14 protein-coding genes and 2 tRNA genes are annotated in these 19,739 nt (G+C 65.8%); 7 read left to right on the top strand and 9 right to left on the bottom strand.

Annotated features, from left to right (window positions below; all coding sequences use genetic code 11):
- Positions 1 to 26: 26 nt before the first annotated feature.
- Together NQ036_RS08825 and NQ036_RS08820 are read left to right on the top strand one after the other, a co-directional pair.
- Positions 27 to 3,581, top strand: coding sequence for a bifunctional proline dehydrogenase/L-glutamate gamma-semialdehyde dehydrogenase (locus NQ036_RS08825; RefSeq protein ID WP_257058391.1), 3,555 nt, complete (start codon positions 27 to 29; stop codon positions 3,579 to 3,581).
- Between the two features lie 133 nt (positions 3,582 to 3,714).
- A complete protein-coding gene (locus NQ036_RS08820; protein WP_257047287.1) occupies positions 3,715 to 4,068 on the top strand; it encodes a DUF3817 domain-containing protein in 354 nt (117 codons plus the stop codon).
- Here NQ036_RS08820 and NQ036_RS08815 read toward each other — a convergent pair.
- Complete coding sequence (locus tag NQ036_RS08815; protein ID WP_257058389.1) at positions 4,048 to 4,905, bottom strand: type II CAAX endopeptidase family protein; 858 nt, start codon at positions 4,903 to 4,905, stop codon at positions 4,048 to 4,050. The genes NQ036_RS08820 and NQ036_RS08815 overlap by 21 nt on opposite strands.
- A gap of 194 nt (positions 4,906 to 5,099) precedes the next feature.
- On the opposite strand from NQ036_RS08815, the gene NQ036_RS08810 reads away from it, so the two are divergent.
- Together NQ036_RS08810 and NQ036_RS08805 are read left to right on the top strand one after the other, a co-directional pair.
- The gene (locus NQ036_RS08810; RefSeq protein ID WP_257058387.1) at positions 5,100 to 6,335 is read left to right on the top strand and encodes a sensor histidine kinase; all 1,236 of its coding nucleotides are present in this window, start codon (positions 5,100 to 5,102) and stop codon (positions 6,333 to 6,335) included.
- Complete coding sequence (locus NQ036_RS08805; protein ID WP_257058386.1) at positions 6,332 to 7,027, top strand: response regulator transcription factor; 696 nt, start codon at positions 6,332 to 6,334, stop codon at positions 7,025 to 7,027. Before NQ036_RS08810 ends, NQ036_RS08805 begins: the two co-directional genes overlap by 4 nt.
- A gap of 29 nt (positions 7,028 to 7,056) precedes the next feature.
- Here the strand turns inward: NQ036_RS08805 and NQ036_RS08800 are convergent, their stop codons facing one another.
- Positions 7,057 to 7,869 (bottom strand): SDR family oxidoreductase, encoded by an 813-nt coding sequence (locus tag NQ036_RS08800; RefSeq protein ID WP_257047283.1) that lies wholly within the window; start codon positions 7,867 to 7,869, stop codon positions 7,057 to 7,059.
- Positions 7,870 to 8,033: 164 nt separating this feature from the next.
- Between NQ036_RS08800 and valS the strand changes: the two genes are divergently transcribed.
- A complete protein-coding gene (gene valS / locus NQ036_RS08795) occupies positions 8,034 to 10,673 on the top strand; it encodes a valine--tRNA ligase (RefSeq protein ID WP_257058384.1) in 2,640 nt (879 codons plus the stop codon).
- Between the two features lie 129 nt (positions 10,674 to 10,802).
- On the opposite strand, the gene clpX is transcribed toward valS, so the two are convergent.
- From clpX to NQ036_RS08770, 5 genes are all read right to left on the bottom strand, one after another.
- Positions 10,803 to 12,083 (bottom strand): ATP-dependent Clp protease ATP-binding subunit ClpX, encoded by a 1,281-nt coding sequence (gene clpX / locus NQ036_RS08790; protein WP_257047281.1) that lies wholly within the window; start codon positions 12,081 to 12,083, stop codon positions 10,803 to 10,805.
- A gap of 220 nt (positions 12,084 to 12,303) precedes the next feature.
- Positions 12,304 to 12,930 (bottom strand): ATP-dependent Clp protease proteolytic subunit, encoded by a 627-nt coding sequence (locus NQ036_RS08785; protein WP_257047334.1) that lies wholly within the window; start codon positions 12,928 to 12,930, stop codon positions 12,304 to 12,306.
- A 59-nt stretch (positions 12,931 to 12,989) separates the two neighbouring features.
- Positions 12,990 to 13,553 (bottom strand): ATP-dependent Clp protease proteolytic subunit, encoded by a 564-nt coding sequence (locus tag NQ036_RS08780; protein WP_257058416.1) that lies wholly within the window; start codon positions 13,551 to 13,553, stop codon positions 12,990 to 12,992.
- Between the two features lie 248 nt (positions 13,554 to 13,801).
- Complete coding sequence (gene tig, locus NQ036_RS08775) at positions 13,802 to 15,166, bottom strand: trigger factor (RefSeq protein ID WP_257058381.1); 1,365 nt, start codon at positions 15,164 to 15,166, stop codon at positions 13,802 to 13,804.
- A gap of 215 nt (positions 15,167 to 15,381) precedes the next feature.
- Positions 15,382 to 15,455, bottom strand: a tRNA-Gly gene (locus tag NQ036_RS08770).
- Between the two features lie 141 nt (positions 15,456 to 15,596).
- On the opposite strand from NQ036_RS08770, the gene NQ036_RS08765 reads away from it, so the two are divergent.
- Positions 15,597 to 15,670 (top strand) — tRNA-Pro (locus NQ036_RS08765).
- Positions 15,671 to 15,746: 76 nt separating this feature from the next.
- On the opposite strand, the gene NQ036_RS08760 is transcribed toward NQ036_RS08765, so the two are convergent.
- Together NQ036_RS08760 and NQ036_RS08755 are read right to left on the bottom strand one after the other, a co-directional pair.
- On the bottom strand, positions 15,747 to 16,205 hold the full coding sequence (locus tag NQ036_RS08760; protein ID WP_257047279.1) for a ribose-5-phosphate isomerase: 459 nt from the start codon (positions 16,203 to 16,205) through the stop codon (positions 15,747 to 15,749).
- Between the two features lie 25 nt (positions 16,206 to 16,230).
- Positions 16,231 to 16,839: a DsbA family protein gene (locus NQ036_RS08755; protein WP_257047278.1), complete on the bottom strand. Its 609-nt coding sequence runs from the start codon at positions 16,837 to 16,839 to the stop codon at positions 16,231 to 16,233.
- 100 nt (positions 16,840 to 16,939) lie between these two features.
- Between NQ036_RS08755 and pepN the strand changes: the two genes are divergently transcribed.
- Positions 16,940 to 19,567, top strand: a complete 2,628-nt coding sequence (gene pepN, locus NQ036_RS08750) for an aminopeptidase N (RefSeq protein ID WP_257058378.1) — start codon at positions 16,940 to 16,942, stop codon at positions 19,565 to 19,567.
- The last annotated feature ends 172 nt before the right edge of the window (positions 19,568 to 19,739 follow it).

Here is a 19,739-nt window from a genome sequence, read left to right as displayed (position 1 = left end):
GAACAGACAATTCCAGACTGGAGGACATGACCCATACCACTGAAACCACCCCCGCGAATCCGACCACGGCGTTGGCGGACCTGTCCGCTGCTGCGATCGCCCGCGTCCGCCGTTGGCTGCGCATGTCTTCTGCACAGGCGCAGCCCGATCCTGCAGCCGCCCGCCTGGCCGCCGTGCTCCAAGACCCCACCGGGCTCGACTTCACAGTCGGCTTCGTCGACCGGGTCATCCGCACCGAGGACACCAGGGCGGCGGGCAGAGCACTCAAAGAGGTCGCCGCACTGGCCCCGGCGTCCCTGCCCGCGCTGGACCGCGCGCAGATCAGGGCCGGTGCCGCACTGGCCGAGATCGCCCCCGATGTGGTCGTGCCGATCGCCCGGAACCGACTGCGCTCAATGGTCGGGCACATGGTCGTCGACGCCCGCGAGCGCCAGTTGGGCTGTACGCTGGCGAAGATCCACGAACAGGGCCACCGGCTCAATATCAACCTCTTGGGCGAGGCCGTCCTGGGCGAGGACGAGGCCGATCATCATTTGGCCGAAACACACCGGCTGGTGGCGCGCGAGGATGTCGACTATGTCTCGATCAAGGTCTCCTCGATCGCCTCGCAGCTGAACATGTGGGCCTATGACGACACCATCGAATACGTGCTGGACCGCCTGCGTCCCCTGTACCGCGAGGCAGCGGCCGCACCCGCCGGCAAGAAGTTCATCAACCTGGACATGGAGGAATACCGTGACCTGGAACTGACCATCGCGGTGTTCACCCGCCTGCTTGACGAACCGGAGCTCAAGCAGCTGGAAGCAGGCATCGTGCTGCAGGCCTATCTACCGGACGCTCTGGGCGCGATGCAGCGTCTCAGCGACTTTGCCTCCAAACGCGTGGCCGCAGGCGGCGCCGGCATCAAGGTCCGCCTGGTCAAGGGGGCGAACCTGGCAATGGAGCGGGTCGCCGCTGAAACACACGATTGGCCTTTGACGACGAATCCGTCCAAGCAGGCAACCGATGCGAACTACAAGCGGGTGCTGTACTGGCTGTTCACCCGTGAACGGATGGCGGGCCTGCGGATCGGGGTGGCAGGACACAATCTGTTCGATATCGCCTTCGCCCATGAGCTGTCCCTGGCTCGCGGGGTGGCCGATCGGGTGGAGTTCGAGATGCTCCAGGGAATGGCGCGGGAACAGTCCGATGTGGTCTCCCAGGACGTTGGGCAGCTACTGCTGTACGTACCGGCGGTCAAGCCGGCGGAGTTCGATGTGGCGATCTCCTATCTGGTGCGCAGACTGGAAGAGAATTCGGCTAGCGAGAACTTCATGTCGGGGATCTTCGAACTGGCCAACGGCAACGAGATGTTCGACCGCGAGTGTACGCGGTTCCGCTCCGCGGTGGACGATCTGGCCACTCTGCTCGATGCGCATGGAGAGACTGCGCCGCCGGCCAATCGCCGGCAGGATCGCTCTGCCGAGGCCGCTGCTGGGCCGCGCGAGCTGTCGGCCCAGGAGGTCGAATCGCGCCTGGCCGACTTCGTCAACGAGCCGGACACGGACCCGTCCCTACCCGCCAACCAGAGGTGGACCGCTGAGGCGATCGCGTCCTCGGCGGCTCAGGACTTCGCTCCTGCGGGTGCAACCGCCACGCCGTTGGCCTCCTCGGCCGATGTGGACGAACTCGTCGGGCGGGGCCGCGCCGCCGCCGCCGATTGGTCCGCTCTGGGTGCCCGTGGGCGCGGCGAAGTGTTGCTGCGTGCCGCCGAGGTGTTCGGCGCGCGCCGTGGCGAGTTCTTGGCCGTCATGGCCGCCGAGGCCGGGAAGACCCCCGCGCAGGCCGACCCGGAGGTATCCGAGGCCATCGACTTCATCCGCTACTACGCACACCGCGCGGTGGAGTTGGAGGAGTTGCAGGCCCGCGACGGCGTGACCTTCGCCCCCGACCGGCTGGTGCTGGTGACTCCCCCGTGGAACTTCCCTGTGGCCATCCCGACCGGGTCAACGGTGGCGGCGTTGGCAGTGGGTGCCGCGGCCGTGCACAAGCCGTCCATGCCCACACCGCGGTGTTCGGCGCTCATCATCGAGTGCCTGCACCAGGCCGGCGTGCCGACCGACGTGCTGCAGCTGGTGGCCCCGGTCGAAGGTGAGATCGGCCAGGCACTGGTGGCCCACCCTGGCGTGGACCGTGTGATCCTGACCGGTGCCAGCGACACCGCAGCCCTGTTCCGCTCCTTCAACCCGGAACTGGCCATCAATGCGGAGACCAGCGGCAAGAACGCGCTCATCGTCACTCCATCGGCCGACCGCGACCTGGCTGTGGCGGACCTGGTGACATCCGCTTTCGGGCACGCCGGACAGAAGTGTTCCGCGGCCTCACTGGCCATCATGGTGGGCCCGGTCTACAAGTCCGAGCGCTTCCGTCGGCAGCTGGTGGACGCAGTGTCGTCACTCGTCGTGGATTACCCTGCGGACCTGCGAAGCGTTGTGGGACCGCTGACGGAGGATCCGTCGGACAAGTTGCGCCGCGCGCTGACCGCGCTGGAGCCCGGCGAATCCTGGCTGGTGGAGCCCAAACAGCTCGACGACACGGGCCGGTTGTGGTCCCCCGGTGTCAAGGACGGGGTCAAGCCCGGGTCCTTCTTCCACCTCACCGAGTGCTTCGGCCCGGTGCTGGGGCTCATGGATGCGCGCAGCCTGGATGAGGCGATCGAATTGCAGAACGCAGTGGACTACGGGCTGACCGCCGGTATCCACTCGCTGGACACCTCCGAGGTGGGCACCTGGCTGGACCGGGTGCAGGCCGGCAACCTGTACGTCAACCGCGGGATCACCGGCGCGATCGTGCGCCGCCAGCCCTTCGGCGGCTGGAAGAAGTCTTCGGTGGGTCTGGGTTCGAAGGCCGGCGGGCCGAACTACCTCATGTTGTTCGGGTCCTGGGCCGATGGGGAGTCCGGCGCGCAGGATTCGGCCGGCCAGGCCGCTTCCTGGCTGGCCGCGGCTGCAGCGTCCGATTGCGACGCGTGGGTAACCGAGTTCGGCGTTGGCCACGACCCGGCGGGTCTGAGGTCGGAGGCCAACCTGTTCCGCTATGTGCCGCGTGCCGTCACGCTGCGGGTGGGCGCGGACGCGAGCGCCGCGGCTGTGGCCCGGTCGGTGCATGCCGGCGGCGTCGCAGGGGCACCCGTGGGCGTCGTTGCCGATCCGGCCGCCAAGGAGGTGGTCGCCGCGGCGGCCGAGTTGCTCAAGGGTGAAGGCCTGGCCGGCGAGGCCGCTCGGGCCGCCGCTGCCATGCTTGGCTCCGCTCGTTTCCAGGGCGCCGAGGAGTTCGCCAAGGCGCTCGTGGCCGGCACCTATGACGACACGGTCGGTGCCCGGGTGCGCGTGCTGGGTAGGGTCGAGCCCGGCCTGTACGAGGCCGTTACCGGCCGTCCCGAGGTCGCACTGATCACCGATGACGCGACGGTATCCGGCCGGGTGGAGTTGAGGTACTACCTGAGTGAGCAGGCGATCTCCATGACCCTGCACCGCTTCGGCAATCCCAGCCCGGACTTCCACCGGCTGGCCGATGCCCTCTCGCCGAACCGCCGCAAATGATCGATTCCGCCGCGCTGAGTCGAAAGTCTGTGATGGCTCGGCGCGGCGGTCCTATAGGGTAGGTATGCCTGCCTTCTCGGCACTGCCGGGTCGACCCGGCAGACCCATCGAACGACCTACCGAGGATTGACGCATGTCCGCCAGTACCCCGTCCCCCACCACCGCCATCGCACCTGCCGGTTCGGCCTTCCGACTGCTGTTCCGTTCGGCCGCCATCATCGAAGCCTGCACCTGGGTGGGCATGATCACCGCCCTCATCGTGAAGTATCCGCTGGCCGGCAGCCCGATGGGAGTGACGGTGTTCGGGTGGATTCACGGAATCGCCTGGATCCTCTTCGTCCTGGCGTGTCTGGCCGCGGCAGTGCGCTTCCGCTGGACCTGGTGGGCATTGCCGCTGGGACTGGTCATGTCCGTGCTGCCGTTCCTCACGGTGCCCTTCGACATCTGGATGGAGCGCACGGGCCGGCTATCGACCCGCCGCAACTGAGTATTTCTCCGCACGGCCACCCACTCGCAACAGCAGCAGACCAACGCCGATGGTCACGATGAGCGAGACGCCAAGGCCCACGAGTGACTCCGACTCCGCATTCATGTCAGCAAGGCCTACCGCACCCAGGGCGAATATCGTTACGTTGTTCACAACATGTAAGGCGATTCCCGCTTCAATCCCTCCGGTCCGATAGGCCAGTACCCCGGTCACAACGGCGAATACGGCCACGTCGACCAGGCCGGTCCAATCATAGGTATGGCCCAGCACGAAAATGGGCACCGGCAACAGAATCGCCCAAGCCGGGTGGCGCAGCCAGGAACCGATGATCTGGGCTAAGAAACCGCGAAACAGATATTCCTCCGCCGCGGCCTGGAGGGGAACCAGCACGATGATCACAACCAACAACACGACAGCGTGCGCGTCAAACATGATCTGTGGACCCCGGCCGGCCAGCAAGGCATAAGCCAGAAGCACCGGCACAATGACGGCCGCAGCGATGCATAAGGATACCCAGACCCGCCGCCACCGCAGCCGGCCGGCCACCGATGACAGTTGTCCCGCTGGACGCCGCCAGGCAATCCGGGTGGCCACGAGGCAACACGGCAAGAACATGAAAAGCGAGAGACACAAGAGCAACAGCGTCAGCGGGTTGCCCATGTCTTCAAGGTCCGAGTCTGCGCCGAAATCGATACCGACGGCACTGGCGAACTCCGTAAGCGAACCGGCCAGCGAAGTCTGGCACAGCAGCTCCCAACCGACCATTCCGAGAAGAATGACGACCAGCAGGGCAACTCCCATGCCGAAGTACAAGCCGACCGCGGTTGCCAGGGCCACGAGTGGGCGCCACCAGCGGTAGTTGGGTTGGTCGTGTGCTATTCGATGATAGGCAGTCTGTGTTCGAGCGTTCATGTCTACCACTCCACACCGTCTGCGCCATAACAACATCGGCCGCCCGGCCCATTCGTCCATGGCACATCTCACGTCACGGGTCATACTTATGGCCGAGGTCCGTCCCCTGACGACTGCTTATGATCGAAGGCATGCACTCACGGTGGCTCAGAATCAGCGTGACGACGGTGGCGTGTTTCCTCATCGGGTTCTGCCTGTTCATCACGAACGTGTATCTGGCTACCGACGGCGACCCCGCAGGGTTGAGTCCGGCGGCCGAGCGGCGAATCGGAGCCCTGACTGCTGTGGACTTCTGGTCCGGTCTGCTCGCCCTCATCGCGCTCCCCGTTGCACTGTATTGCCTGGACCACATTCGCCATCGCCTGGGTGCCGTCTTCATCATCCTCATCAGCGTGTTGGCGATCGCGTCCACCTGGGCATTCCCCGGCGCGGTCGTCGCACTGCTCACCGCATACTCCCGCGGGCGCACGCCCACGGCCACGGTGGGTACTGTGGTGCTGGCCGCCGGGGGTGTCGCGTGGCCGGTCCTGACCGGAACGGCCAATGGCGCTTCCCCCGTGTCACTTGCCGCAGTCAACATGGGATTCGCGATCGTATTGTGCGCGGCCGGATTACTATCGGCCCGGCGGCGCAATACGCGCCAAAGTGTGCAGCGCCTTGCCTCTCTCAACCGGGAACAAGCCGCACGGCTGGCTGAAAAGGCCCGACGGGTCGAGCGTGCGCGAATCGCGCGTGAGCTGCACGATTCCATCGCCCATCGTCTGAGCCTCATCAGCGTTCATGCAGGCGTTCTGGAGGTCAGTCCCCAAGCCGCCCCGAGCCTCATCCGGCAGGAGTCAGCTCTGATCGGCTCGACCGCGCGTCAGGCCGTGGACGACTTACACACTGTGCTGACGGTCCTGCGTGAGGACTCGGGCATGCCCGGCCCGGCAGCATTGACACTCGTGTCCGAATACCTGAGCCAGGCCAGAGTCAGCGGCCAACGCGTTGCCTGCAACCTCAGCGACGAGGACTTCGACCGCCTGTTGGCCAGCCTGCCGGTGGTAGTCGCACAGACGGCCTGCCGCATCGTCCAGGAATCGCTGACCAACGCGCGCAAGCATGCGCCCGGCCAGGAGGTATCCATCGCTGTGGGCAGGACACGCCGCGCGATCACACTGAAAATTTCTAACCGTGCACCCGCCGCAGGTGAAGCCGCGGCCGGAGCCGCCGAAGGCACACGGCGTGGTTACGGACTGGTCGGACTACACGAACGAGCCATGCTACTAGGAGGCCGGCTCATAACTACCGGGCCCACACCCGGCCACCCATATTTCGCCTTGAAAGCCAGGCTTCCCCTGGAGGTGACGCTTTGAGCACGCGCGTATTGGTCGTCGACGACGAAGAGCTGATCCGCACCGGAATCACGCTGGTGCTGAGCAGCAGTCCACTCATCGACGTCGTCGGCCAGGCCACCAATGGTGCCGAGGCAGTCGAACTCGCCCAGATACTGCGCCCCGATGTCATCCTCATGGACATCCGCATGCCGGTTATGGACGGGATCACCGCCGCCCGGCAGATCCGCAGCGGCGCCACCCACACAGATAGCCCGGATGGCCCCGCGGTCCTGGTCCTCACCGCGTTCGACACTGAGAACTACGTCATCGAGGCAATCGCGGCCGGCGCGACAGGCTTTCTTCTCAAGGCATCGCCGCCAGCCCGCCTCATCGCCGCCGTCACATCGGCCGATGAGGGAAATGCGCCGTTAGATGCGGGCGTGCTCCGGCGGCTGGTCCGAACTACGCCACCCGACCAGCCCGCGCAGCAGCAAACAACACAGTCGACGGTCCATTCAATCTCGGAGAAGAAACTCGCAACTCTGAGCGAGCGCGAGTTGGAAATCGCCAGGCTCATCGCCGAGGGTCTGTCGAATGCCGAAATTCAGAAACGGCTGTTCATCTCTCTGGCCACCACGAAGACTCACGTCACCCATATTTTCGAAAAGCTTGGAGTCGACAACCGCGTGCGGGTCGCGGTTGTCGTCCTCCAGGCGGACGTGGAGGGTTGAAGGCCCAAGTCCTACCCATCCCTCGTCGCTTACAACCCCTGGTTGCGGGCGACCTTGTGCTGGGCGGCCTGGGCGATCGGACGGATCACCATGCGGTCGACGTTGAAGTGGTGCGGCCGGGTCAGCGTGTAGACGATCGCATCGGCGCAGTCATCGGAGGTCAACGGCTTCTCCACCCCCGCATACACCTTGTCCGCGGCCTCCTGCGAGCCCAGGCGCTTGGCGGAGAACTCCTCAGTCGCAACCATCCCCGGGTCGATCTCGATGACGCGCACGGGTTTGCCCGCCAGCTCCAAGCGCAGGGTTTCGGCGATCGCAGTGGTGCCGTGCTTGGCGGCGGTGTATCCACCGCCGCCTTCGTAGACGATCAGGCCGGCGGTCGAGGACATGACGACGATGTCCCCGCGGCCGGATTCGATCAGGGCAGGCAGCAGCGCCTTGACGGTGCGGACGGTGCCCATCACGTTCAGGTCGAGCATCCGCTGCCAGTCGTCCAGGTTCGCATCGATGATGTCGTCCTGGCCGAAGGCCGCGCCGGCATTGGCCACCAGGGAATTCACCGGTCCGGCTGCCGTGACCTCCGCTGCCATCCGGGCCATGTCCTCGTCACTGGTGACATCGGCGGTGATCGGATGGCAGCCGGTCTCAGCGGCCAGTTCCGCCAGGCGGTCGGCGCGCCGGGCCACGGCGAATACGTCCCAGCCCAGTGCGCACAGCCGGCGCACCGTTGCCGCGCCCATCCCCGAGCTGGCGCCGGTGACCACCGCGCGCAGGGTCTCGGCACCGCGCTCGGCGCCGGCGTCCTGGCCCGTGGTCTGCTGTCCGTGGATCTGCTCCGTCATCTGTGAGTCCCCTCTCCGTAGTGTTTCGGTCCGGCCGGTGGCGCTCGCATTCGCACCGCCGGGTCTGTGATTCTCGTCCCACCCTACTGGTTCCCCTACCGTCTCCGACCGGGTGCACGCCGGTAGGATTGGCCGGAGTCGCTTTTTGGTGAGAAAATCGGCCCATGGACTACACCCCCAGCACACATGACTCGGTGCATCTTCCGGACAAACCGGCCCTCGAGGGCCTCAAGGACAAATGGGACCGGAAATGGGGTGAGGACCAGGTCTACGCCTTCGACCGCGAAACCACGCGGGAGGCGGTCTACGCGATCGACACTCCCCCGCCCACGGCTTCGGGCTCCCTGCACGTCGGCCACGTGTTCTCCTACACCCAGACCGATGTGATCGCGCGCTACCAGCGCATGAACGGAAAGAACGTCTTCTACCCCCTGGGCTGGGACGACAACGGCCTGCCCACCGAACGCCGCGTGCAGAACTACTTCGGCGTCAAGTGCGTGCCCTCGCTGCCCTACGACCCGGACTTCCAGCCGCCGGCCAAGGCGCCCAGGAACGCCCGCGATTTCGTCCCGGTCTCCCGCCAGAACTTCATCGAACTGTGCGAGCGCCTGGCCACTGACGATGAAAAGGTCTTCGAGGACCTGTTCCGCTCCGTCGGCCTGTCGGTGGACTGGAAGTACACCTACCGGACGATCGACGACACCTCGCGTGCCGTGTCCCAGCGCGCCTTCTTGACCGACCTGGCAGCCGGCCACGCCTACTCGCAGGACGCCCCCACGATGTGGGACGTCACCTTCGGCACAGCCGTCGCGCAGGCCGAACTCGAAGACCGTGAGCGCGACGGCGCCTACCACCGGATCGCCTTCTACCCCGAGGGCGCCAACGGCCTGGCCGACACCTCGGCCGAACCGGTCGTCATCATGACGACCCGGCCCGAGCTCATCCCGGCAGTGGTCGCCCTGGTCGCCCACCCGGACGATGAGCGCTATCAGCCGCTGTTCGGACGTCGGGTCGTCTCCCCGCTGTTCGGCGTCGCGATCGACGTGCGCGCACATCAGCTGGCGAAGATGGACAAGGGCACCGGCATCGCGATGGTCTGTACCTTCGGCGACCTGACCGACGTCACCTGGTGGCGCGAACTGGATCTGCCGACGCGTGCGGTCATCACCCGCGACGGCCGGCTGGCCCGCGACACCCCGGAGTGGATCACGGACTCCCCCAAGGCCGACGCTAACGAGCAGTACCAGCAGCTGGCCGGCAAGACGAGCTTCTCGGCCAAGGCCGCGATCGTGGATCTGCTGCGCGAATCCGGCGATCTGCTGGCAGAGCCGGAGCCCATCAAGCACCCCGTGCCCTTCTACGAGAAGGGCGATAAGCCGCTGGAGGTCGTCACCAGCCGCCAGTGGTACCTGCGCAATGGCGGGCGCTCCGCCGAGATCCGCGAACAGCTGCTGGCCCGCGGCCGTGAGCTGACCTGGCACCCCGCGTTCATGCAGTCGCGCTACGAGAACTGGGTGGAGGGCCTCAACGGGGACTGGCTGGTCTCCCGCCAGCGCTACTTCGGCGTGCCGATCCCCCTGTGGTACCGCCTGGACGCCTCAGGCGAACCGGATTACGACAATCCGATCGTCCCGGACGATGCGCAGCTGCCGGTCGACCCCGCCGCGCAGGCGCCCGCCGGATTCGATGAGTCCCAGCGGGATCAGCCCGGTGGCTTCACGGGCGACCCCGATGTGCTCGACACCTGGGCGACGTCCTCGCTGACCCCGCAGATCGTCGGCGGCTGGAGCCGGGATGAGGACTTGTTCAACAAGGTCTTCCCGATGGATCTGCGCCCGCAGGGCCACGACATCATCCGCACCTGGTTGTTCTCCACCGTCGTCCGTGCGAATTCGCTCAACGGCTCCCTGCCGTGGACCGACACGGCGCTGTCGGGATGGATCCTGGATCCGGACCGGAAGAAGATGTCGAAGTCCAAGGGCAATGTGGTCGTGCCCAGTGACATCCTGGCCGAGCACAAGCCGGGCTTCGGCCCCGACGCGGTGCGCTACTGGGCTGCCTCGGCCCGTCTGGGCGCCGACACGGCCTACGACGTCTCGCAGATGCAGATCGGCCGCCGTCTGGCGATGAAGCTGCTCAACGCCTCCAAGTTCGCGCTGGCCCAGGGCGTGCATGGCGGACTGGTCGGCCAGTTCGACTCCGTCACGCACGAGATCGACCGGGCGCTGCTGGCCAAGCTGGCCGCGACCGTCGAGTCCGCGGGCAAGCACTTCGCCGACTACGACTACGCCCATGCCCTGCGTGTGAGCGAGTCGTTCTTCTGGGACTTCGCCGACGACTACGTCGAACTGGTCAAGGACCGTTCCTATGGAGCCCAGGGCGAGGCCGGCCAGCTGTCAGCGCACGTCACCCTGGCCACGGCACTGCACACGCTGCTGCGCCTGTTCGCCCCGTTCATGCCGTTCGTCACCGAAGAGGTGTGGTCGTGGTGGCAGTCCGGTTCGGTCCACCGTGCCGCATGGCCGCAGGCTGACGAGCTGTCCGGCATCCAGGGCGATCCGCGCGTCATCGCACTGGCCGGCCAGGTGCTCGGGTCGATCCGCGGGAAGAAGACTGAGGCCAAGGCCTCGCAGAAGACCCGCATCGCCTCCGCGCGCCTGACCCTGGCGGCTGCTGACCTGCCGTTGGTCGAGTCCGCTGCCGGTGACATCCAGGCTGCGGGCCGGGTGGACGCCTGGACCCTGGTGTCCGCCGAGGCCGCCGAGCCGGTGCTCGACGAGGTTGAGTTCACCACTGCGGACTAGGCTTCAACGTCCGAAAAGGGCCGGGCCCGTACAGTCGGTGACTGTACGGGCCCGGCCCTTTCACTTGAAAGCGAGGGCGCGGTGGCCGAGGCTCGGGCCCCGGACTCCGGAGCCCTCCTGCCTGGGTGTTCAGGCGCTCTTGCGCCGCCGCTGAGTGATGCCCCTGGCAGAGGTCTTGGGCACCAGGGTGGGTGCCACGTTGTTCTCCACAACCTCCCTGGTGATCACCACCCGCTCGACGTCGTCCCGACTGGGGATCTCGAACATGACCGGCTGGAGCACCTCTTCCATGATGGACCGCAGGCCACGGGCGCCCGTCCCGCGCAGCAGCGCCTGGTCCGCGATCGCCTCCAGGGCGTCGTCGGCGAATTCCAGGTTCACCCCATCGATGTCGAACATCTTCTGATACTGCTTGGTCAGAGCATTGCGGGGTTGGGTGAGGATTTCGATCAGCGCTTCCCGATCCAGATCACTGACCGTGGCCAGCACTGGGAGACGGCCGATGAATTCGGGGATCAGACCGAACTTGTGGAGGTCTTCTGGCAGAACTTCCGAATAGACGTCGTCGGTATCCTGCTTGGAAGCGATGAGCGCTCCGAAGCCGATCCCGTGCTTGCCCTTACGGGAGGCGATGATCTCCTCCAAACCGGCGAAGGCGCCGGCCACGATGAACAGGACGTTCGTCGTATCGATCTGGATGAACTCCTGATGCGGGTGTTTACGGCCGCCCTGCGGCGGGACCGAGGCCTGCGTGCCCTCCAGGATCTTCAGCAGGGCCTGTTGGACGCCCTCGCCCGACACGTCCCTGGTAATCGAGGGGTTCTCCGATTTGCGGGCGATCTTGTCGATCTCGTCGATGTAGATGATGCCTGTCTGCGCGCGCTCCACGTCGAAGTCCGCGGCCTGGATGAGCTTGAGGAGGATATTCTCCACGTCTTCACCGACATAGCCCGCCTCCGTCAATGCAGTCGCATCCGCCACCGCAAAGGGGACGTTGAGGCGTTTGGCAAGTGTCTGGGCCAGATAGGTCTTGCCAGAACCCGTAGGACCGACCATGAGGATATTCGACTTGGCGATCTCCACCTCACTGTCGTCCACCCGGTCCTTATGCGCCCGAATCCGCTTGTAGTGGTTGTAGACCGCTACGGACAGGGCCCGCTTGGCGGCGTCCTGGCCGATGACGTATTCGTCGAGGAAGTCGTAGATCTCCGCGGGTTTGGGCAGGGTGAAATCCGCTACCTCTTCGCTTGCGACCTGGTTGAGTTCCTCTTCGATGATCTCGTTGCACAGCCCGATGCACTCATCACAGATGTATACGCCTGGGCCGGCGATGAGTTTGCGGACCTGCTTCTGCGACTTCCCACAGAAGTTGCATTTGAGGAGGTCTGCGCTCTCAGAACTGCGTGCCACAGTGTCTACCTTTCTTGATGAGGTTCCGGATCTGCATGTCGTGCTCATCATAGCCGGGGCGTCTGACACGCCCACTCATCGTATTCGAAACACGACGGGCGGGTCAGCCCGATTACTCGCGTAACCACTCTAACCCGCCCGTCATCTCACGGCCTAACTACCGCGCCCGCCGCAAGGGCACTACGATCTCACGCAATGCCCCGGCCGCGCGCGTAGAGGATCACTGCGCCTTGCGCGAGGCCAGCACCTCGTCGACCAGGCCGTAGTCCTTGGCCTGAGCGGCGGTCAGGAACAGATCGCGTTCGATGTCGTTCGAGACCTGCTCGGGCGTCTTATTGGAGTGACTCGACAGGGTCTCCTCCAACCAGGTGCGCATGCGCAGGACCTCGGCGGCCTGGATCTCCAGGTCGGAGGCCTGGCCCTGGCCCTGGCCCTGCATCGCGGGCTGGTGGATGAGCACGCGGGCGTTCGGCAGTGCCAGGCGCTTGCCCGGCGCCCCGGCTGCCAGCAGCACGGCCGCTGCACTGGCCGCCTGGCCCAGGCACACCGTCTGGATCTGCGGCTTGACATACTGCATCGTGTCGTAGATCGCCGTCAGCGCGGTGAAGGAACCACCGGGCGAGTTGATGTACAGGGTGATGTCGCGGTCCGGGTCCTGCGATTCCAGGACCAGCAGCTGCGCCATGATGTCATCGGCGGAGGTGTCGTCGACCTGGACACCCAGGAAGATGACGCGGTCCTCGAACAGCTTGGTGTAGGGGTCCGTGCGCTTGAAGCCGTAAGGAGTGCGCTCCTCGAACTGCGGCATGACGTAACGGGCACTGGGCATCGCGGGACCGGCAGCCATCGGCGTCAGGTTGCCCGCCGTGGACAGCGGATTGATGATGGTCATGGTGTCCTTCCTGATCAGGCCTGGGAGCCCAGCTCGTCGGCGCTCGTGACGACCTTGTCGATGAAGCCGTACTCCAGGGCCTCGGCCGCGGTGAACCAGTGGTCGCGGTCGTTGTCCTTGAGGATCTGCTCCAGCGACTTGCCAGTCTGCTGTGCTGTCAGCTCCGCCATCTCCTGCTTCATCTTCAGGATCAGTTCGGCCTGGATCTTGATGTCCGTGGCCGTGCCGCCGATCCCGCCCAGGGGCTGGTGCATGAGCACCCGGGTGTGGGGCAGGGCGAAGCGCTTGCCCTTGGCCCCCGAGGACAGCAGGAACTGTCCCATCGAAGCGGCCATACCCATCGCCACGGTGCCGACATCGGGCTTGATGTACTGCATCGTGTCGTAGATCGCCATGCCGGCGGTCACGGAACCGCCGGGGGAATTGATGTAGAGCCAGATGTCCTTGTCCGGATCCTCGGCCGCCAGCAGCATCAGCTGAGCGCAGATGACGTTCGCATTGTCGTCACGCACGTCCTCTCCCAGCCAGATGATGCGTTCCTTCAGCAACCGGTTGAAGATGTGATCGTCCAGGCCCATGCCACCGCCGTTGCCGGCGGCCACGGGGCGGGAGTCGAGGTCTTTTCCTGCCACGCTTGTCTCCTGTGGGTTGATCGTTGCTTTCTTGGAACTCTAACCGGACCATCCCCCGTTTTAGTCCCACAACCGCCGGTGTTCGCTGGCAGCTTGAGAACCGGGCGGGGCCGGATACGCCAGGGGCGGGGCTCCTCCGGTAATCGGAGGGCCCCGCCCCTGCTCACCGGACCAATGGTCCGGCGTCGCAGAACTCAGGCGTCCTTGGACTCAGCGTCTTCCGCTGCTTCGTCCTCGGCGGCGTCGTCTTCGGCCTCTGCGGCTTCCTGGGCGGCCAGGCCGCCGGGAGTCGTGAAGGCGGTCATGTCGACGACATTGCCCTCGCCGTCCTTGACCACGGCACCGGCCAACACAGCGGCCAGGCCCTTGCGGCGGGCGACCTCACCCATGATCGCGGGGATCTGGCCCTGCGAATCGATGGCCTGTGCGAAGTCGTTGGGGTTCATGCCGTACTGCTGCGAGGCGGAGATGATGTATTCGATCAGCTCGCCCTGGCCGACCTCGACGTTCTCCGCGGCCACGACCTTGTCGAGGATGAACTGCGTGCGCAGTGCCTTCTCGGTGTCGGCGGTGACCTCGGTACGGTGCTCCTCGTCGTCCTCACGGCCCTCGCCCTCGAGGTGGCGCTTGACCTCGTCCTCGACCACGCGGGCCGGGACGGGCAGGTTCAGCTGCTCGAGCAGGGCCTCGAGGACCTTGTCGCGGGCTTCGACCCCCTGGTCCAGTTCCTTCTGCTGCGCGGCCTGCTTCTTCAGGTCCTCGCGCAGTTCGGCGATCGTGTCGAATTCGCTGGCCAGCTGGGCGAAGTCGTCGTCGGCCTCCGGCAGTTCGCGTTCCTTGACCGCGGTCAGCTTCAGCTTCACGGAGCCGGTCTCGCCGGCGTGCTCGCCACCGGCGATCGTGGTCTCGAAGGTGGTCTCCTCACCCGCGGACAGGCCCTCCAGGGCCTCGTCCTGGCCGTCGAGCATGGTACCGGCGCCGACCTGGTAGGAGATGTCTGAGGCGTTGTCGATCTCTTCGCCGTTGACCGAGGCGACCAGGTCGATGGTGACGAAATCGTCCTTGGCGGCCGGACGCTCGACGGACTTCAGAGTGCCGAAACGCGAACGCAGTTCGTCCAGCTGGGCATCGACGTCCTCATCGGTGACCTCGAAGGTGTCGACCGTGACCTCGATGGAGTCATAGGCCGGCAGTTCGAATTCAGGGCGGACGTCGACGTCGATCGTGAACTTCAGATCGCCGGATTCGGTGCCGTCGAGGCCGGGGACCTCGGTCACGTCGACCTCGGGGGTGCCCAGCGGTTCGAGCGACTGCTCGTCGATGGCCTTGCGGTAGAAGTCGTCGAGGCTGTTGTTCACGGCCTCCTGCAGGACGACCGGACGGCCCACACGCTGGTCGATGATGCGCGCAGGCACCTTGCCGCGGCGGAAACCGGGAACGTTGACCTGCTTGCCGATCTCCTTGTAGGCCTCGTCGATGCTCGGCTTGAGTTCGGCGTAGGGAGCTTCAATGCTGAGCTTGACGCGGGTCTCATCGACCCGCTCGACGGAGCTTTTCACTGTTTACCTCTTCGTTTCGGACATGGGTGAGCCGTTTGGCTCGGATATTCACCTGCCGTCACGCCCGCGAGGACTCCGCGGACACACCACGACAGGGCACGGTCAATGATTCTACTTGTCGCGGCCGGACTTTTGCACATCGGGTAGGGAACACTGGTGCATTCGACGACAAAGGCCCCGCCATCATGGTGCTGATGACGGGGCCTCGACGAATCTGGAGGGGATGACGGGAATCGAACCCGCGTAATCAGTTTGGAAGACTGAGGCTCTACCATTGAGCTACATCCCCGAAGGACGAGCTCAACTCTACTGGACGATCCGGCCATGCGCAAAACGGCCCCCGCAGCGTAGGTCCATAAGCCGGATTCGGCACCGCACCAACCGGGGATTAGGCGCCCCACCGGTGATGACATATACTCGATCACGGTCACGGGACGTGGCGCAGCTTGGTAGCGCGCCTGCTTTGGGAGCAGGATGTCGCAGGTTCAAATCCTGTCGTCCCGACCGAATGAACAGGGCCCCGGAGTTGAACTCCGGGGCCCTGTTCGTGTGCCGGGGGCAGTCACCCCGGCTCAGCGCATCACTTCTCTTCGTACGCGCCGATCTTCGCGATTCGGCGGGCGTGACGTTCATCACCGGAGAATGGTTCGGCCAGGAAGGCGTCGACGATCGCCAGAGCCTCGTCCTGCGGATGCTGCCGGGCGCCGATGGACACGATCCATGCATCGTTGTGCTGCCTGGCCAGCTGGGCTGTGTCGATGTTCCAGGCCAGGGCGCAGCGGGCGCCCTTGACCTTGTTCGCCGAGATCTGCTCGCCATTGCCCGAACCACCGACGACCACGCCGAGCGAGTCGAGGCCCTCCGCGCGGTCGGCGACCGTCGCCTCGGCCGCTGCGATGCAGAAGGACGGGTAGTCGTCGAGCGCATCGTATTCCAGCGCTCCGTGGTCCACGACCTCGAAGCCGGCTTCACTCAGATGCTGCTTGAGGATTTCCTTGAATTCGAAACCGGCATGATCGGTTCCCAGGTGCACGCGCACTGTCAGACTCCTAGTCGTAGGGTGTTCAGTCGAAGATCGGGCCGGATGTCCGGGTGCGCTTCAGTTCGAAGAACCCGGGGGTGCCGGCCACGAGGACGAGGCCGTCGAACAGTTTACCCGCGGCCTCGCCCTTGGGAGCGGGGGTGACGACGGGACCGAAGAAGGCGACATCGCCCACGGCCACGACCGGAGTGCCCACGTCCTCGCCGACCTTGGAGATCCCCTCCTGATGGGAGGCCCGCAGCGCATCGTCCCACTCAGTCGAATCAGCGGCCTGTGCCAGTTCCGCCGGCAGCCCGACCTCGGCCAGGGACTCGGCGATGACCTGCGGATAGTCCTTGTTGCCGCCCGGGTGAATGCGAGTGCCCATGGCCGTGTACAGCGGTTCGATGACCTGCTTGCCGTGACCGGCGGCCGCAGCGATGATCACCCGCACGGGGCCCCAGGCCCGCTGCATGGCGGCTTTGTAGTCCTCCGGCAGCTCCTCCCGGCCCTCGTTGAGCACTGCCAGGCTCATCACATGGAATTCGACCTCGACGTCGCGGACCCGCTGGACCTCCAGCGCCCAGCGCGATGCCATCCAGGCCCAGGGGCAGCTCGGATCGAACCAGAAATCTAGGGTTTGCGTGGCCATATCATCCTCCGAGGAATCGACGGTGCCCGGTGGCTGCCCGGGCCTCACATGAAAGAATACTTGCAAGTCACACGGACATTGCAAGAGGGAAGAAGGACCAATGGCCCAGCACAATCTGACCCGGCTGGAGGCCGCCGCACGCGCGGCGGCCCTGCGAGTCGACTCCTATGACGTCACCCTGGTGCTCAACGGAAAGGGACCGACCTTCCGCAGCCGCACGGTGGTGGCCTTCACCGCAGAAGCGGGCACGCAGACGTTCATCGATGCGATCACCTCCTCGGTTCACGAGCTGCGGCTCAACGGCGAAATCCTGGACCCGGCCAAGTACGTGGGCCCCGGACGCATCCGCCTGCCGGAACTTCAGGAGCGCAACGAGCTGGTCGTCGACGCCGAGTTCTTCTACATGAACACCGGCGAGGGCCTGCACCGCTTCGTCGATCCGGCCGACGGCGAAACCTACCTGTACTCCCAGTTCGAGGTCCCCGATTCGCGCCGCGTCTTCTCCGTGTTCGAACAGCCCGACCTCAAGGCCACCTTCGCCTTCACGATCGTCGCGCCGGCCCGGTGGGCCGTGGTCTCCAACTCCCCCACCCCCGCACCCACCGACTCCGTGGACGATGTGCTCGGCGGTCTGGCAAGCGCGCCCCGGGACATGCCCGAGGACTCCGCCGAGGCCATGGCGGTCTGGCGCTTCGCCCCCACCCCGCGGATCGCCAGCTACATCACCGCGATCGTCGCCGGGCCCTACAAGTCGGTGCACTCCTCGCTGCAGTCGGCCGACGGCGAGGCCGTGCCGCTGGGTGTCTATACCCGTGCCTCGCTGTTCGACTACATCGATGCCGACAACATCTTCGACGTCACCCGCGCCGGCTTCGCCTTCTACGAGGACCTGTTCGACACTCCGTATCCCTTCGAGAAGTACGACCAGCTGTTCGTCCCGGAGTTCAACGCAGGCGCAATGGAGAACGCCGGCGCGGTGACCTTCGTGGAGAAGTACGTATTCCGTTCCCGGCCCACCGGCGCCACGGTGGAGCGTCGCGTGGTGACGATCCTGCACGAACTCGCCCATATGTGGTTCGGCGATCTGGTCACCATGAAGTGGTGGAACGACCTGTGGCTCAATGAGTCCTTCGCCGAATTCATGTCCACCCTGGCGACCGCCGAAGCCACCGAGTTCACCGAGGGCTGGACCACCTTCGCCTCCCTGGAGAAGGCCTGGGCCTACCGCCAGGACCAGCTGCCCAGCACCCACCCGATCGTCGCCCCGATCGAGGATCTGGCCGATGTCGAGGTCAACTTCGACGGCATCACCTATGCCAAGGGCGCATCCGTGCTCAAACAGCTGGTCGCCTGGGTCGGCCGCGAGCAGTTCTTCACCGGCATCAAGGCGTACTTCGACAAGCACTCGTGGTCCAACGCGACCCTGGCCGATCTGCTGGCCGAACTGGCGGTGGCCTCCGGCCGCGACGTCGACGCCTGGACGAAGCTATGGCTGCAGGAATCGGGGGTGAACCTGATCCGGCCGATCGTCGAATCCGGTTCCGACGGCACGGTGGAGCGCATCGCCCTGCTGCAGGAGCCCTTTGCGCTCGCCGGCCGGCCCGTGCCCTCGCTGCGCCCGCACCGCCTGGCCGTGGGCTACTACGATCTGGTCGGCGGGCAGCTCGAACGCACGGCGTTGCACGAGCTCGATCTGGACGGCGCATCGGTCGAACTGCCCGTGCCCGCGCAGCGCCCCGCGGTCATCGTCGTCAACGATCAGGATCTTACCTACGCCAAGGTCCGATTCGATCCGGAGTCGTTGCAGGTCGTGCTGGAGCATCTGGACGGCTTCTCCGATGTGCTCACGCAGACTGTGGCGTTGACGACCCTGTGGGACATGGTGCGCGACGGCGAACTGGCCCCGGCAGCCTATGTGCACGCCCTGGAGAAGCACCTGCCATCGGTCGTCCATTCGACCGCGCTCAATGTGCAGATGCGCAATCTGGCCACGGCCCTGGGCGCCTACACCGCCCCCGCCGACAGGCCGGCCGGCCGGACCGAGGCCGCAGCAGCCCTGTGGACGATGGTCCAGCAGGCGCCGGCGAACTCCGATCAGCAGTTCCAGCTGTTCCAGGCCTTCGTCAAGCACGCCGCGAGCGCCGAACAGCTCGACACCCTCGAGGCGATTCTGGCCGGCACCACCGAGCCGGGACCGGGGCTGAGCGTGGATACCGATCTGCGCTGGGAGATCATCATCGCGCTGGCAGCCGCCGGCCGCCTCGACGATGCTGCCATCGATGGCTGGTTGGCCGCCGACAACACCGCAGACGGACATTACGCGGCGGGCACGGCCAAGGCCGCGCGCGCCGATTCCGCGGTCAAGACTGCTACCTTCGTGCGACTCCTCACCGACACCTCGGTGCCCAATACGATGGTCGACGCCATCACCCGCGGATTCGGCCACGGGATCGAGAATCCGGATGGCTCGCTCATCGCAGCGGGTGAGGGACTGGGCGACTTCCGCTCTGCCTACTTCGAGCGGATCGAATCGGTCTGGGCCGACCGCACCCTGGAGATCGCCCAGACCCTGACCCTGGGCCTGTACCCGCCGGCTTCGGCTGCCACCGTCGAGGCGACCCGCAGCTGGCTGGACGGGCACGCCGAGGCCCACAAGGGCCTGGTCCGCCTGATGAGGGAGAACCTGGACTCCGCGGAGCGGACCCTGCGGGTGCGCACAGCCGAATAGGCGGCTCATCCGCCCGGCATGCGCGACAGCGGCCTGCCGACCGTCCGCCGGCCCCGACCCTCCAGAGGGGTCGGGGCCGGCGGCGCTTCCGGCCGACCGTGTCTGCGGCCGCCTATGCGACCATCTGACTTTATAACGTTTCGGTATCGGATTTTCGGGAGGAACTCAGCGG

It is taken from the genome of Brevibacterium sp. 91QC2O2, assembly GCF_024580695.1.
Classification (GTDB): Bacteria; Actinomycetota; Actinomycetes; order Actinomycetales; family Brevibacteriaceae; genus Brevibacterium; species Brevibacterium moorei.
This window is presented reverse-complemented; position numbering and strand designations above follow the sequence as displayed.